The sequence below is a fragment of the Streptomyces barringtoniae genome, assembly GCF_020819595.1.
Classification (GTDB): domain Bacteria; phylum Actinomycetota; class Actinomycetes; order Streptomycetales; family Streptomycetaceae; genus Streptomyces; species Streptomyces barringtoniae.
This window is the reverse complement of record NZ_JAJHNP010000011.1, coordinates 35,732-48,768: the sequence shown is the minus strand read 5'-3', so window position 1 is coordinate 48,768 and position 13,037 is coordinate 35,732. Positions and strand designations below refer to the sequence as shown.

The 13,037-nt window shown below is 72.6% G+C and carries 13 protein-coding genes; 6 read left to right on the top strand and 7 right to left on the bottom strand.

The genetic code is table 11. The annotated features are described in order from the left end of the window. The first annotated feature begins 14 nt into the window (after nt 1-14). Nucleotides 15-917 (top strand): Gfo/Idh/MocA family protein, encoded by a 903-nt coding sequence (locus LMU33_RS21085; RefSeq protein ID WP_228622055.1) that lies wholly within the window; start codon nt 15-17, stop codon nt 915-917. Between the two features lie 139 nt (nt 918-1,056). Here the strand turns inward: LMU33_RS21085 and LMU33_RS21080 are convergent, their stop codons facing one another. From LMU33_RS21080 to LMU33_RS21070, 3 genes are read right to left on the bottom strand one after another with little or no spacing between them, the layout of a single operon-like run. After that, a complete protein-coding gene (locus tag LMU33_RS21080; RefSeq protein ID WP_228622054.1) occupies nt 1,057-1,902 on the bottom strand; it encodes a lipocalin-like domain-containing protein in 846 nt (281 codons plus the stop codon). 11 nt (nt 1,903-1,913) lie between these two features. Continuing rightward, nucleotides 1,914-2,291 carry a hypothetical protein gene (locus LMU33_RS21075; RefSeq protein WP_228622053.1) on the bottom strand — a complete coding sequence of 126 codons (378 nt, stop codon included), beginning with the start codon at nt 2,289-2,291 and terminating at the stop codon, nt 1,914-1,916. A 46-nt stretch (nt 2,292-2,337) separates the two neighbouring features. Next, nucleotides 2,338-3,246 carry a GNAT family N-acetyltransferase gene (locus LMU33_RS21070; RefSeq protein WP_228622052.1) on the bottom strand — a complete coding sequence of 303 codons (909 nt, stop codon included), beginning with the start codon at nt 3,244-3,246 and terminating at the stop codon, nt 2,338-2,340. A 260-nt stretch (nt 3,247-3,506) separates the two neighbouring features. Here LMU33_RS21070 and LMU33_RS21065 point away from each other — a divergent pair, with 260 nt between their 5' ends. Then, entirely contained in the window at nt 3,507-4,613 is a 1,107-nt protein-coding gene (locus tag LMU33_RS21065; protein WP_228622051.1) for a PP2C family protein-serine/threonine phosphatase, read from the top strand. Nucleotides 4,614-4,625: 12 nt separating this feature from the next. Here LMU33_RS21065 and LMU33_RS21060 read toward each other — a convergent pair whose 3' ends face one another. Both LMU33_RS21060 and LMU33_RS21055 read right to left on the bottom strand, forming a co-directional pair. Further along, nucleotides 4,626-5,066, bottom strand: a complete 441-nt coding sequence (locus tag LMU33_RS21060; protein ID WP_228622050.1) for an Lrp/AsnC family transcriptional regulator — start codon at nt 5,064-5,066, stop codon at nt 4,626-4,628. A 33-nt stretch (nt 5,067-5,099) separates the two neighbouring features. Next, nucleotides 5,100-6,449 (bottom strand): transaminase, encoded by a 1,350-nt coding sequence (locus LMU33_RS21055; RefSeq protein ID WP_228622049.1) that lies wholly within the window; start codon nt 6,447-6,449, stop codon nt 5,100-5,102. A 318-nt stretch (nt 6,450-6,767) separates the two neighbouring features. Here LMU33_RS21055 and LMU33_RS21050 point away from each other — a divergent pair, with 318 nt between their 5' ends. Then, nucleotides 6,768-7,235, top strand: a complete 468-nt coding sequence (locus LMU33_RS21050; RefSeq protein WP_228622048.1) for a hypothetical protein — start codon at nt 6,768-6,770, stop codon at nt 7,233-7,235. 10 nt (nt 7,236-7,245) lie between these two features. Here the strand turns inward: LMU33_RS21050 and LMU33_RS21045 are convergent, their stop codons facing one another. Further along, nucleotides 7,246-7,482, bottom strand: coding sequence for a hypothetical protein (locus tag LMU33_RS21045; protein ID WP_228622047.1), 237 nt, complete (start codon nt 7,480-7,482; stop codon nt 7,246-7,248). 245 nt (nt 7,483-7,727) lie between these two features. On the opposite strand from LMU33_RS21045, the gene LMU33_RS21040 reads away from it, so the two are divergent. Then, a complete protein-coding gene (locus LMU33_RS21040; RefSeq protein ID WP_228622046.1) occupies nt 7,728-8,978 on the top strand; it encodes a serine hydrolase domain-containing protein in 1,251 nt (416 codons plus the stop codon). Between the two features lie 177 nt (nt 8,979-9,155). Here the strand turns inward: LMU33_RS21040 and LMU33_RS21035 are convergent, their stop codons facing one another. Then, a complete protein-coding gene (locus tag LMU33_RS21035; RefSeq protein ID WP_228622045.1) occupies nt 9,156-10,712 on the bottom strand; it encodes a helix-turn-helix domain-containing protein in 1,557 nt (518 codons plus the stop codon). A gap of 301 nt (nt 10,713-11,013) precedes the next feature. Between LMU33_RS21035 and LMU33_RS21030 the strand changes: the two genes are divergently transcribed. Both LMU33_RS21030 and LMU33_RS21025 read left to right on the top strand, forming a co-directional pair. After that, nucleotides 11,014-11,634 carry an L-threonylcarbamoyladenylate synthase gene (locus LMU33_RS21030; RefSeq protein ID WP_228622044.1) on the top strand — a complete coding sequence of 207 codons (621 nt, stop codon included), beginning with the start codon at nt 11,014-11,016 and terminating at the stop codon, nt 11,632-11,634. A gap of 201 nt (nt 11,635-11,835) precedes the next feature. Next, nucleotides 11,836-13,035, top strand: coding sequence for a glycoside hydrolase family 64 protein (locus LMU33_RS21025; protein ID WP_228622043.1), 1,200 nt, complete (start codon nt 11,836-11,838; stop codon nt 13,033-13,035). Nucleotides 13,036-13,037: the final 2 nt, after the last annotated feature.

The following is a 13,037-nucleotide window of genomic DNA, read 5'->3' as shown; positions in this document are numbered from 1 at the left end:
GAAAGGAACGCCACATGCGTATCGGACTGCTGGGGACGGGCCCGTGGGCCCAGGCGGCGTACGCCCCCGCTCTCGCCGGGCACCCCGGCGTGGAGTTCGCCGGGGTGTGGGGCCGCCGGCCGGAGGCCGTCACCGCGCTGGCCGAGCAGTACGACGTCCCCGCATACGACGACGTGGACGCGCTGCTGGCCGGCGTGGACGCCGTCGCCGTGGCCCTGCCGCCCTCCGTGCAGGCCGAGTTGGCGGTGCGGGCGGCCCGGGCGGGCCGTCATCTGCTGCTGGACAAGCCGCTGGCGGTGTCGGTGGCCGAGGGGCGGGCCGTCGTGGCCGCGGTCGAGCGGGCCGGGGTGGCCTCGGTGGTCTTCTTCACCGCGCGCTTCCAGAAGGAGCCGGACGCCTGGATCGAGGAACAGGCGGCCGTGGCGGGCTGGTTCACTGCCCGCGCGCAGTGGCTGGGGGCCGTGTTCACCTCCGACAGCCCGTTCGCGGCCTCGCCGTGGCGGCGGGAGAAGGGCGCGCTGTGGGACGTCGGTCCGCACGCCCTGTCGGTGCTGCTGCCGGTCCTCGGCGACGTACGGCAGGTCGTGGCGGCGGCGCACGGTCCGGCGGACACCGTGCATCTGGTCCTCGACCATGCCACCGGCGCGTCGAGCACGCTCACGCTGAGCCTGACGGCACCGCCGGCGGCGGCCGGGGCCGATGTGGAACTGCGCGGCGAGGCGGGCGTGGCGCTGATGCCGGGCAGTTCCGAGGGGGCGGTCCCCGCGCTCTCCCGCGCCACCGACGCCCTGCTCACGGCCGCCCGCACGGGCCGCCCCCATGCCTGCGACGCCGCGTTCGGCCTCCGTGTCACCGAGATCCTGGCGACAGCGCAGGCCCGCCTGGCGGACGGCAGGGATCCGGGCCCGACCGACTGACCGGTGACGGGGACACATGCCCGGTGTCCCGTTGCCGGTCGCTCGGCCACGGCCGGCGTCACGCGCCGTCGGCCGTGGATACCGGCGCTCGGGGTGAAACGCATCGCTCCGGTTCACCCCGAGGCCGGAACCCGGGACCTCAAGCGCCGATGACGTCCGTGAAGCCGTGCCCGGCGATCTCCTCTCCCGCGAGCGTGCCGGTCACCTGGCATGCGCCGGTGTAGGCGCCCTGCGTGGCGAACAGCTCCCGACGGGTGATCTCCAGGGACGCGTCGAGGCTCGGAACGGTCAGCAGCCAGTGCCCGTCCCGGTCGGTTCGCCGAGCCCGGGTGATCAGGTGTGAGCCGTCCGGCCTGAGCTCGGTGAGCCAGGAGGTGCCGTCTCCCACCGCGTCCCAGACGCTCAGGTACCGGCCCGCGCCGAGGTCGAGTCCGAGCCAGGTGAACCGCGGTGTCTCGGTGGCTCCGGAAACCCACTGGCGGTCGAACCAGGTGCGTCCGGCGACCTGGTGCGTGACCCCCTCCACGGTGACGGTCCCCGACGTGGTCAGGCCGGGCAGCGCGTACTGCCCCGTCGTCCCGCCGAAGAAGGGGAACACTCCGGCGCCGCCGTTGTAGAGCACGGGGCCCTCGCGCCGAAGGGTGAGCCGGATCGAGGCGGTGTCCGTGGCACCGGATATCTCCAGCTCGTCCAGGTCCCCGCCCACGGTCAGGATCGATGTCTTCACGTCGAGCGAGTCCGCGGACGCCGTCACGCTGTCCTTGGCCTCGATCGTGTGCTTGTCGCCGGTGCGGCCGTCCGGTTCCTGCAGCAGCGCGACCGTGCTGAGACAGGCGCCGTTCATCTCCATCGCGTGGATCTTCACCCAGAAGACCCTCTCGTGGTCGTGCAGCCTGGCGCTGAACCACCAGGAGTCGGCGTCGACCGCGGAGTTCGCGGCGAGTCCGCCGGCGGCGTCGATGAGTGTGGGGCGGGTCGTGGGCATCCAATCTCCTGTCACCGGGCGGCCGTTGACGGCCGGGTTCCTTGATCAAGAGTAGAACTTCCCGGCTCCGCGAACGGCTCCTCGCTCCAGCGGAACCACGCCCGGTCGCCCTCGATGTGCAGCAGGAACTCGGCGACCGGGCCGTCCGGTGACGACAGCGAGACCCGGCGCCGCACCTCGTCGTACGCTCTCTCCCATTCTTCCCAGCCCAGTTCGTCGGCCTGTTCCAGCAGGGCCAGGTCACGGGCGAAGAGGTCCCGCACGGCGGCGAAACCGGGGCCCGCGGTGAACGTGCCCGACAGCCATGGGAAGTCGGCCTGGTCGATCACGATGTCGCCGACCGCCTCCTCCCCCGCGCGCACCCGCCACAACTCGCCGTCGAATCCCATGGTCCCTCCCCCGTCGCGCGGCCGATCACCACTGACGCCCAGCATGTCACCCGCCACTGACAACGCGGTCGGCCCAGTAGTTGATGCGCTCCCGTACGACGGGGTAGCCGGCCCGGGTGAAGTGTGCGGCCATGGGGAAGTTGGTCCGGTCGGTGGCGGCGGCGATGAAGTCGGCGCCCTGCGCCGCCAGGAAGTGGGTGCATTCGGTGAGCAGGTCGTAGGCGTAGCCGCGGCCCCGTTGTTCCGGCACGACGCCGATGAAGGCGACGCAGGGTCCGGACGGATTGCGGGCGGGGATGTGGATGCCGACCGGCTCGCCCTCGGGGGTGCGGGCGGTCTGCCACCAGGCGCGCGGGGACGGAAGCCAGTGGAAGAGGTCCAGTTCCTGCTGTGCGGCCAGGTCCGGGCCGCCCTGTTCGAGGGCCCGGCGGGCGTGGGCGTCGAGGGTGACCGAGTGGATGCGGCGCAGCAGGTCGTGGAAGACGGCGTCGTCCGGCTCGGCGGCGAAGACGAGACGGCCGGGTCGTTCGGGCAGGCCCCGGTCCGGGGTCCAGCGGTACAGGAAACGCTCCACCAGCGGTGTGTAGCCGGCCGCGAGCGCGGCGGCGGCCCGCGTGTCCACGGCGGCCCGCTGCCGGGGGTCGGTGCGCCAGCCGGAGGGCAGGTCGAGTTCGAGTTCGTCGGTGTGCCAGGGCGCGGTCCGCAGGAGTTCGGCTCCGGCCTCCTCCTCGCCCTCGGCCACGTCGAACCAGTTGATCACGAGCGGCTCGGGGTCCTCGGGCCGGCCCCACCAGGCGGCGCGGGCCACGGTGCGGCCGTCCCGTACGGCGATGCGCTGCCACTCGGGGCGGAAGCGGGTCTTCCGGTGCTTGTCGCGGAACTCCAGCGGGTCGGGCATGGTGTCGAAAAGGTGCGCGGTGCTCTCGTCGAGCGCGCGGACGACCAGGGTGGTCATGGATTCCTCCGGGATGCGTGCCGCGGTACGGCGGCGGGGACGCGCTCCCGGTCAGGCGTGGCACACCCGGGTGACGGGGAGGGGGGAGCGCAGAATGACAGTGGCCATGACGCTCGCCTCCTTCCGTCCGTCGGGCGTGCCGGGTCAGGCTACGCGGGCCGCGCACGGCGCGTCCATCGCTTTGCGCGGACCGCGGCCGGGACGAGGGCCGGTGTCCCGCACGGGGAGCCCCGGTGCGGAGGGCGGCGTAGCTTGGGGATGTGAGATCGGTGCGCGGCGGGTCGTCGCATCGGGACCTTGAAGATCGCGGCTGGTTGCGGGGCGCGCCGCCGCCGTGGTGGGTACGGGTGCTGCCCGTGCTGCTGCTCGCGGGCGTCACCGTGGCCACGGTGATCACTCCCCGGGCGCGGGACGCCGGTTTCGTGCTGGGGGCGATTCCACCGCTGGCCGTCCTGTCGTACGGCCCGCTGGCCACCGCGCTTCTCGGCGCCGGGGTGGTCGTGGTGCTGAACATCCCCGCCACCCATCTCAACCGCCCCGGCAACACCGATCTGCTCACCATCGTGTTCGTGGCCGTGCTGAGTGTGTTCGTGTCCTATGTGCGCAGCCGCCGGGACGCCCAGCTCGACACGGAGCGGGCGATCGGGGAGGCCGTCCAGCAGGCCGTGATGCCGCCGCTGCCGGAGCGGGTGGGCGGCGTGGGGTGCGCGGGTTTCTACCGGGCCGCGCAGGACGGGACGCTGGTGGGCGGGGACTTCTTCGACGTACGGGACGGTCCGTACGGCGTCCGCGTGGTCATGGGGGACGTGCAGGGCCACGGGCTGTCGGCCGTCGCGACGGTGGTGACGCTGCTGGGCGCGTTCCGGGAGGCGGTACTGGACCAGCCGGACCTGGAGTCGGTCGCCGCCCGGATGGACCGCAGGCTGGTGGTGGACTCCGCGGGCGTACGGAACGCGGAACTGTTCGCCACCGGGATGCTGCTGGAGTTCTCCCCCGACGGGCGTGCGGCGAGGGTGGTCGCCTGCGGTCATCCGGCGCCCGTGCTGCTGCACGAGGAGGACGCCCTGGAGGTGACCGTCGTGCCGGGGCCGCCGCTGGGGCTCGGGCTGGTCGACGTCGACGCGCCGAAGGGGGTCACGGTGACGCTCGGGCCGCGCGACCGGCTGTTTCTGGCCTCCGACGGGGTGTGGGAGGCACGGGACGCCGACGACGCCTTCTATCCGCTGCCCGCGCGGCTGGCCGCCCTGTCCGGCACGGCGTCCGCCGAGCTGCCCGGGGTGGTGTGGGCGGACCTCGTGCGGGGGCGCTATGAGACGCGGGACGACGTCACCATGCTGGTCCTGGCGCCTCGGCCACCGGATCCCTGACGGTCGCGCCGGTCAGCCCACGTCCCACAGGAAGCGGTGGGTGTGGATGCCGAAGTAGGGGAACGACTGGATCTCGCGGACGCCCTCGAGAGGCCGTACCACGTCGTTGACGAAGTCCAGCAGGGCCTTCGGACCGGGGGCGACCACCTCGGCGAACAGATCGAATCCGCCCGAGGTCAGCACCGAGTACACGACTTCCGGGCGTTCGGCGAGTGCGTCGGCGACGGCGCGGGGGTCGCCGTCGACGCCGATGCCGAGCAGGGCCATGGCCTGTCCGCCCATGGCCATCGGGTCGGTCACCCCGACCACCTGGACGGCCTTGGAGTCCAGCAGGCGCTGCAGCCGCTGCCGCGCCGCCGAGGCGGACAGGCCGACCTTCGGGCCGAGGTCGGCGTACGCGATACGGCCGTCGGTCTGCAGCTCGCGCAGGATGGCCCGGTCGATCTCGTCCACGCGTGTCCTTTCGTGCGGGTACTACCGTGGTTCTCAGTCCGCCAGTTCGGCGAGGGCGGCGGCGAAGACCTCGGTGTGGGTGTCGACGTCCTGCTCGGTGGTGTCCGGGCACATGAGCGCCATGTTGTGGAACGGGGTCAGCAGGATGCCCCGGTTGGCGAGGTAGAGGTGGAGGAAGTCCTCCAGCTCCGGGTCGGAGACGGCCGCGGACTCGCTGCCGGTGCGCGGCGCCGGGCTGGTGAAACGGTACTCGGTGCGGGCGCCGAGCCGGCTCACGGACCACGGCAGCCGGTGGGTCTCGATGCCCGCCCGGACGCCCGCCTCGAAGCGCTCGGAGAGCTTGTCCATCCGGTCGAACGCCTCGTCGGTGAGGACGTGTTCGAGGGTGGCCCGCATCGCGGCGACCGACAGCGCGTTGCCGGCGAGTGTGCCGCCGACGCCGCCCATGTCGACGAGGTCCAGGTCGGTGCGGGCCAGGAGCCGCTCGGCGAGTTCGGCGGACAGCCCGTACGCTCCGGCCGGGATGCCGCCGCCGATCGCCTTGCCGATGGTCAGCAGGTCGGGTTCGAGGTCCCAGGCGGCGGTGCAGCCACCGGGTCCGGCGGAGAAGGTGTGGGTCTCGTCGTTGATGAGCAGGCTGCCGTATCGCCTGGTCAGCTCGCGTACGCCGGCGAGGTAGCCGGGCTCGGGCAGGACGATGCCGATGTTGGTGAGGGCCGGCTCCATCAGCACGGCGGCGACGTCGCCGTGGGCCAGTTCGCGCTCCAGCCCGGCGAGGTCGTTGAACTCCGCGACCCGGCTCGTCTGCGTGACGTCGCACGGCGCGCCGACGTTGCCGGGTCGGGCGGTGCCCGTGCCGTCCGGGCCGACGACGATCAGGGACTCGTCGACGCTGCCGTGGTAGCAGTAGCTGTTCACGAGGATCTTGGGGCGCCCGGTGACGGCCCGGACGAGCCGGATCGCCCACCGGTTGGCGTCGGTCGCGGTGAGCGAGAAGCTCCAGCGCGCCAGCCCGAACCGCCGGGTCAGCTCGGCGCCGACCCACTCCGCGTCCTGCGTCGGCAGCATCGCCGTGGCCCCGCCCAGCTCGGCGAAGCGCCGCTGTACGGCCCCGGTGACCGGGGCGGGCGAGTGGCCGGCCATCGCGCCGGTGTCGCCGAGGCAGAAGTCGATGTACTCGTGCCCGTCCACATCGGTGACCCGGGCGCCGCGCGCCCCGGCCAGATAGCGGGGAAAGGCACCGGCCGTCTTGTTCATCCAGGTCATCGGTACGCGGCCGAAGAGGTGGCCGGCGCCCGCGTAGGCCGCACGGGAGCGCGGGTTGCGACGCTCGGCCTCGGCGCTCTCGCGGGCCAGGAGGGCGTGCAGACGCGTGCGGTCCATGAAGTACCTCGCTGGAGACGGTGCCGGATGACGGATGACGGATGACGGATGACGGATGACGTGACCATACGACCGAAGCAGCATCGGACTCAAGACTCGACGCGTGATTCGATTGTCAGTACGACGGAATCAAGCGTCCCGCCCGGTATGCGACCTTCGCGCGGGTGACGTGTCGCCCTCCCTCAACTGACGAACCCGTAACCGGAGTTCGAACATCCCCGCACAAACGCCAGGCCGCGCCACCCCTTCCGCCACGTAGAAATATCTACGAGCATGCATATGCCGAGGGCAGGCGGACGAGGACACCCGGAGCGGTGCATGACGAACACGATGTGGACGCGGGGCGTGGAATGGCTGGCCGCAGCGTCGGCGGACCCGCGCTCCTGCAAATGGGAGTGGGATCACGGCGAGGGCATCGCACTGCTGGAGGCGGGCCGTTTCTGGGACGTGCTGAGCGTTCCCGAGCGACTGGGGCTGCTCACCCTCGACCTGCTGTGGCGGCCCGGGATCCCCGCGCCGGGGCCGACGCTGGTCGACACGGCGGCGGGCCGGGTCGGGTTCTTCCTGCCGCCGGACCCCTCCGGGGGCTGGGTGGGAGCCGGTCTGAGGTACGCGACCAAGGGTGCCTGGGTCGCCGTACCGCCGCCGTACCGGCCCGCGCGTTTCCTGGAATGGCTCGTACCGCCGGACGGCTCCGGCACGCTCCACTCGCCCGGCGACCTGGAGGAGGCGCTGCGGCAGGCCAACGGCACCCTCGCCGTGCTCTCGCCGCTGCGCGGGCAGTGACGGTTCGGGCTCAGGCGTGCTCGGGCGCGGGCCGCGCACCCGAGCCGGCCCCGGGCAGGACGGCCGACAGCCCGTCGGGGTCAGCGGGCACAGTGCGTCCCTGCGCACGCCATTCCGCGACGAGGCCGGCGTAGATCGGCTCCCGGGCCCGGTCCGCCCGCGCCGGCCGGGCCGCGCGGCGCATCCGGTCCAGCCGTTCGATCCGGTCCAGCGAATCCAAGCGGTACCCCGGGTCCAAGCGGTTCATGCCGGGGCAACGCCCGTGGCCCGCCGCCGGTACGGCCCGCCCCGCAGGCTCACCGGGTCGGGTGAGGCCATCGCTCGAACGAGGTCTTCCGCCTGTCGGACAAGCATCCCGCCGGCAGGCGGCGAGCGGGGCGATCCCCCTTCGTCCGGCGGGCGCGGCGGGGAGCGCGCTCCTATGCTGGGAGGGCCAGGGCTTCGACGTCCCGCTCATCGCACGCTCACCTCTCACGTGCTTGGAGTCAGCCCATGTCGCGCACGTCCGCACGCCTGCTGAGGGGGGCCGCGGTCGCCGTCACGGTGGGGACGCTGTTGGCACCGGTCGCCGCCGGCCCCGTGTGCGCGTCCCCGGCCTCGGTACCGGCCGCCCTCGCCGCCGACTCGCCCGGTCCGAGCCCCTCGACAGCGCCGGTCCGTGACCTCACCCCCGAAGCGGCACGCCAACTGGACGCCGCCGTACGCAAGGTGATGCGCGAGGCGAGCATTCCCGGCGCGACGGTCGGCATCTGGACGCCGGGACAGCCGAGTTACGTCCGCTCGTTCGGCGTCGCCGACAAGAGCTCCGGGCAGAGGATGGCACCGGACCTGTACATGCGCATCGGCAGCGAGACCAAGACGTTCACCGTGACCGCGCTGCTGCAGCTGGTGGACCAGAAGAAGGTCGGTCTGGACGACCCGATCGGCACGTACATCGGCGGCGTGCCCGACGAGAACAGGATCACGCTGCGTCAGCTCGCCGACATGCGCAGCGGACTGTACAACTACTCCGAGGACCCCGGCTTCGACAAGGCGCTCACCTCCAACCCGCAACGGCCCTTCACCCCCCAGGAGTTGCTCGCCTACTCCTTCAGGCATCCGCTGATGTTCCAGCCGGGGCAGAGGTTCTCCTACTGCAACACCAACCTGATCCTGCTCGGTCTGGTGGTGGAGAAGGAGAGCGGACAGCACCTCGGGGACTACATCAAGCAGCACGTTCTCGATCCGGCCGGCATGCGGCACACGGTCTTCCCGACCGGCAACGAGTTCCCCTCCCCGCACGCGCAGGGTTACACCCGGCAGACGGCGAACGGCAAGGAAGCCGACGCGGCCGACTGGAACCCGTCCTGGGGCTGGGCCGCCGGCGCGATCATCTCGAACCTCCGGGACCTGCGCACCTGGGCGCCCACGGTCGCCACGGGCCGGTTCCCGGACGGGACGACCATGGTCAGTACCGCGACGCAGAAGCAGCGGCTGACCACACCGCAGGCGGGCGCCGTGAAGGGCGCCGGATACGGCCTGGGCATCTTCGACGTGCAGGGATGGATCGGCCACAACGGCTCCCTGCCGGGCTACGAGACGGTGACCGTCTACCTGCCGTCGACCCGGACGACACTGGTGGCGCTCCTGAACACCGACACCGACTACCGGTCCCGGGAGCCGAGCACCCTTCTGGTGGAAGCGATCACGAAGATCATCTCTCCGGCGCACGTCTACAACCTGCCGATCACGCGCACCGGATGAGGCGGCGCGTTCCGCGATCAACGCCCGCAGGAGGCGCCGGTCCGGCCGGGCGCCACAGTCGAACGCGGGGCCGCGACCGGTCCCCCGTTCCGGTCGTGCCCCGCGGACTGCGGATACGGTACGTGTGCCGGCGCAGGCGGGGTAGTGCACGCGTGCCCGGCAGGGCCCGCACGGGACTCACCGGTGCACAGGGGAGTCCGGTTGGTCCGGGTTCGGCGTGCCGGGACCGGGCGTGCCGACGTCGGGTACCGGAAGCTCACCGGTGACGAGCTGGGCGAGGACGACCTCGTACAGGTCGGTGCCGCCGGCCGTCAGCCGGCGTTCCAGGACGGGTTCGGCGGCCCGGACGTGTTCACGCACGGTCTGGGCGTGTACCCCGAGCACCTGGGCGGCGCGTTCGGCGTGCGCGTCGGCGCCGGTCCAGGCGCGCAGGGTGCCGCGCAGGTCCCGGCCGTCCTCGTCGAGGCGGCCGAGCAGCCCCTCCGCCCAGGAGCGCAGCGCGCTCGTCCCGAGCAGCTCGGTGAGCCGGGCCCGGGTCGGCGGACCGGGTGCGCCGCCGGAGAGGTCGTACGGGCCCTGCGCGGCCTCGGTGTCGAGGGCGGCGTGGGCGACGGCGCGGACGGGCAGCCGGGAGAGGTCGGCGCCGAGCAGCGCGGCGACCCGGTCCATCCGGGCGCGGACGGTGTTGCGGCTGACGCCGAGCACCTTGGCCGCGTTCACGGCGGTGAACTCCAGGCCCAGCCGGGTGGTGGCGAGCAGCTCGGCGCGCACGTGGTGCGGCAGCTGGTCGAGCGGGCGCAGCACGGCGGCTGCCCAGGCCCGCAGCGCCGCGGGGTCGATGAGCCGTGCTGGGCGGGTGCGGGCGGCGTAGACGGCGTACCGGTCGGACCGGAAGCGGGCCACGGCCAGGGCGGTGACGGCCTGCCCGTAGGCGGTGGCGGTCAGGGCGAGGCGCTGCCGGGGGCTGCCGCCGAGGAAGGTGCCGCGCCGGTCGGCGACGAGGGACCGCAGCCGCTCCCCCACGTCGGCGGACGGGCCGACGACGATGACGTGTTCGTCCACCGCGGGGCAGCGCACGACCAGCGCCCGGCCCTCGGTGGCGTCCACGCACGCGTCGGCGAGCCGGTCCCGTTCCGCGGCGGTGCCCTCGAGGACGTACACCCGGGCGCTGTCCTGTTCCAGCAGCCCCGGCCACAGCCCGGCGGCGACCCGGCGGGCGGAGACGGTGTCCTCCACCATGAGCAGTTGCAGGATCGCCAGCCGCAGATCGGCCGTGGCCCGCCGCAGCCGCCGCCCGGACTCGGCCGACTCCCGTTCCCTGAGCAGCAGTTCCAGTATGCCCACGGTGCGGCCGAGGATTTCGGTGGCGCGCCGGTCGAACGGCTCCGGGCGGGCCACGGCGAGGACGGCTCCCGCCCCCGGTCCGGGCCCGGGACGCCGGATCCCGACCAGCCGCACATGCCGTGCCCCGTCGTCGAGGGACGCGGCGGAGACCCGGCCGGCGGCGACGTCGGCGAAGACGGCGGAGTCGAGCGGCAGCCACTCACCGGCGAGCAGGCCACCGCGGTCGTCCTGGAGGCAGACCGAGGCACTCACGGTCCGGGCGAGCCAGTCGACGAGCCGGCGTGGATCGCGCCCGGCGGGCCGCAGCTGGTCCAGCAGCTCCTGCGCCCAGGCGCTGTCCCCGCCGTTCGGCTGCTGGAACGCCGGGTCCCCGTCCGGTCGGCCGGCCACGTTCTGCTCTCCTCGCCTCCGTGTTGACCTGGGCTTACGCATCCGCACGTTACCCGACTCGCCTGCGCTCCCGCGCCGGACACGGCTCCGCCGGCGGCCCGGGGGGTGGGACGCCGGCGGAGATGTCGCGGTCCGGGCCGGGGGGAGGCCTCGGACTGCTCAGGGGTCGCATGCCCCGGAATCCGGGAGGTACACAAAGACGTCCTGCGGCGGCCGGCCGGAAGCGGCGCACTCCGCCTCGGCCGCCGCCATGGAGCGGGCGGTGCGCGCCCGCCGGCCGCCGGCGGATTAAGCTCGGTGAATGGCGAAGTACTTCGACGTGCACCCCGAGAACCCGCAGCCGCGCAGCATCGCCCAGATCGCCGACGCGGTGCGCTCGGAAGCGCTCATCGCATACCCGACCGACTCCTGTTACGCGCTGGGCTGCCGGCTCGGCAGCCGGGACGGCATGGACCGGATCCGCTCCATCCGCCAACTGGACGAACGGCACCACTTCACCCTGATGTGCCGGGACTTCGCGCAGCTCGGCCAGTTCGTACGGGTGGACAACGACGTCTTCCGGGCCGTGAAGGCGTCCACGCCCGGCAGCTACACCTTCATCCTCCCGGCCACGCGCGAGGTGCCGCGCAAGCTGCTGCACCCGAAGAAGAAGACCGTGGGCGTCCGCATTCCCGACCATGTGGTCACCCAGGCGCTGCTGGCGGAACTGGGCGAGCCGCTGCTGTCCAGCACGCTGCTGCTGCCGGACGAGGAGGAGCCGCTGACGCAGGGCTGGGAGATCAAGGACCGGCTGGACCACGCGGTGGACGCGGTGGTCGACTCGGGCGAGTGCGGCACCGAGCCGACGACGGTCGTGGACTTCTCCGGCGGCGAGGCGGAGATCGTACGGCGGGGCGCCGGGGACACCAGCCGCTTCGAGTGAGCCCATGGCCCTCCCGGTGGCCGGGGTCCGGCACACCGGGGAGGCCCAACCGGGCGCCGGGGACGGGCGCCGGGCACAGGCGCCGTAATCAGGTCCGCCTCTTGTATTGACATGCACGCGCCCTGGTACCAGCCTGAGAGCGCTCTCAAACAGGTACGGACCAATATCCGTACGACCCCGACCCCACACGGAGGCAAGAGAGTGCCGCATCAACTCACCCGCCCCGCGCTGCCGCTGGCCGCCGCCGCGGCCCTGGTCGGCGGGGTGCTCGCCCTCGGCGCCCCGGACCAGGCCGGTGCCGCGGTGCCGGACACCATCCCGCTGAAGATCACCAACAACTCGGGCCGCTCCGAACCGGTCTACGTCTACGACCTCGGCACCCGGCTGTCCTCCGGGCAGCAGGGCTGGGCCGACGCGAACGGAGGCTTCCACGCCTGGCCGGCGGGCGGCAACCCGCCGACGCCCGCCCCCGACGCGGCGATCGCCGGTCCGGCCCCCGGACAGTCCACGACCATCCGGATACCGAAGTTCTCCGGCCGGATCTACTTCTCCTACGGCCAGAAGCTCGACTTCCGGCTGACCACCGGCGGCCTGGTGCAGCCGGCCGTGCAGAACCCGTCCGACCCCAACCGGAACATCCTGTTCAACTGGTCCGAGTACACCCTCAACGACTCCGGACTGTGGCTGAACAGCACCCAGGTGGACATGTTCTCCGCGCCGTACGCGGTCGGCGTGCAGCGCTCCGACGGCAGCGTGAGCACCACCGGGCACCTGAAGTCAGGTGGATACACCGGCTTCTTCAACGCGCTGCGCGGCCGGTCGGGCGGCTGGCCCGGCCTCATCCAGACCCGCTCCGACGGCACCGTGCTGCGTGCCCTGTCACCGCTGTACGGCGTGGAGACCGGCGCCCTGCCGGCGAGCGTGATGGACGACTACGTCAACCGGGTCTGGCAGAAGTACACGACGTCGACGCTGACCGTCACGCCGTTCGCCGACCAGCCGAACACCAAGTACTACGGCCGGGTCTCGGGGAACGTCATGAACTTCACCAACGCCTCGGGTGCGGTGGTCACCAGCTTCCAGAAGCCGGACGCGGACAGCGTCTTCGGCTGCCACAAGCTGCTCGACGCGCCCAACGACAATGTGCGGGGCCCCATCTCCCGTACGCTGTGCGCCGGTTTCAACCGCTCGACCCTGCTGGTGAACCCGAACCAGCCGGACACCTCGACGGCCGCCTTCTACCAGGACGCGGTGACGAACCAGTACGCGCGTGCGGTGCATGCGCAGACGGCCGACGGCAAGGCCTACGCCTTCGCCTTCGACGACGTCGGCAACCAGGAGTCGCTGGTCCACGACGGCAGCCCGCAGCAGGCGTATCTGACGCTGGATCCGCTGAGCTGACG

Bases quoted from the DNA above. Each gene is read 5' to 3' on its own strand.
- LMU33_RS21085 (WP_228622055.1), top strand. From the start codon at position 15: ATGCGTATCGGACTGCTGGGGACGGGCCCGTGGGCCCAGGCGGCGTAC.
- LMU33_RS21080 (WP_228622054.1), bottom strand. From the start codon at position 1,902: ATGCCCACGACCCGCCCCACACTCATCGACGCCGCCGGCGGACTCGCC.
- LMU33_RS21075 (WP_228622053.1), bottom strand. From the start codon at position 2,291: ATGGGATTCGACGGCGAGTTGTGGCGGGTGCGCGCGGGGGAGGAGGCG.
- LMU33_RS21070 (WP_228622052.1), bottom strand. From the start codon at position 3,246: ATGACCACCCTGGTCGTCCGCGCGCTCGACGAGAGCACCGCGCACCTT.
- LMU33_RS21055 (WP_228622049.1), bottom strand. From the start codon at position 6,449: ATGGACCGCACGCGTCTGCACGCCCTCCTGGCCCGCGAGAGCGCCGAG.
- LMU33_RS21050 (WP_228622048.1), top strand. From the start codon at position 6,768: ATGACGAACACGATGTGGACGCGGGGCGTGGAATGGCTGGCCGCAGCG.
- LMU33_RS21045 (WP_228622047.1), bottom strand. From the start codon at position 7,482: ATGAACCGCTTGGACCCGGGGTACCGCTTGGATTCGCTGGACCGGATC.
- LMU33_RS21040 (WP_228622046.1), top strand. From the start codon at position 7,728: ATGTCGCGCACGTCCGCACGCCTGCTGAGGGGGGCCGCGGTCGCCGTC.
- LMU33_RS21030 (WP_228622044.1), top strand. From the start codon at position 11,014: ATGGCGAAGTACTTCGACGTGCACCCCGAGAACCCGCAGCCGCGCAGC.